The organism is Desertivirga xinjiangensis, assembly GCF_024436435.1.
GTDB classification, from domain to species: Bacteria; Bacteroidota; Bacteroidia; order Sphingobacteriales; family Sphingobacteriaceae; genus Desertivirga; species Desertivirga xinjiangensis.
The window spans coordinates 1-500 of the sequence record NZ_JAFMZP010000026.1 but is presented as its reverse complement, the minus strand read 5'-3'; the positions used below and the strand labels follow the sequence as shown (position 1 = coordinate 500).

The following is a 500-nucleotide window of genomic DNA, read 5'->3' as shown; positions in this document are numbered from 1 at the left end:
CTCTTATTGGGGAATTAGCTCAGCTGGCTAGAGCACCTGCCTTGCACGCAGGGGGTCAACGGTTCGAATCCGTTATTCTCCACGCTTCTAAGTGCAATACTTAGAAAACGTTCTTTGACATATTGGAAGAAGTAATAAAAGAGAAAACAACAGAAGATGTTGTGAGTAAGAAACAGAGGTAATATGTAGCAATATGTAGAACCAGAAACAAAAGACTTATAACTCTAATAAAAGCATACCGTACTGAGCAAAAGCAGTACAGGTAGAAGAAAGTAAGAAAGGGTACACGGGGGATGCCTTGGCTCTCAGAGGCGAAGAAAGACGTGATAAGCTGCGATAAGTTACGGGGATTGGCAAATACGAATTGATCCGTAAATTTCTGAATGGGGAAACCTAACCAGTTGAAGACTGGTTGCAAATGCGCAAACGTGCTGAACTGAAACATCTAAGTAAGCATAGGAAGAGAAAATAATAATGATTTCCTGAGTAGTGGCGAGCGA

1 tRNA gene and 1 rRNA gene are annotated in these 500 nt (G+C 41.6%); both read left to right on the top strand.

The features are described 5' to 3' along the window. The first annotated feature begins 8 nt into the window (after nucleotides 1–8). Nucleotides 9–82, top strand: a tRNA-Ala gene (locus tag J3P37_RS22880). A gap of 184 nt (nucleotides 83–266) precedes the next feature. Continuing rightward, nucleotides 267–500 (top strand): 23S ribosomal RNA (locus tag J3P37_RS22875); the annotation flags it as partial.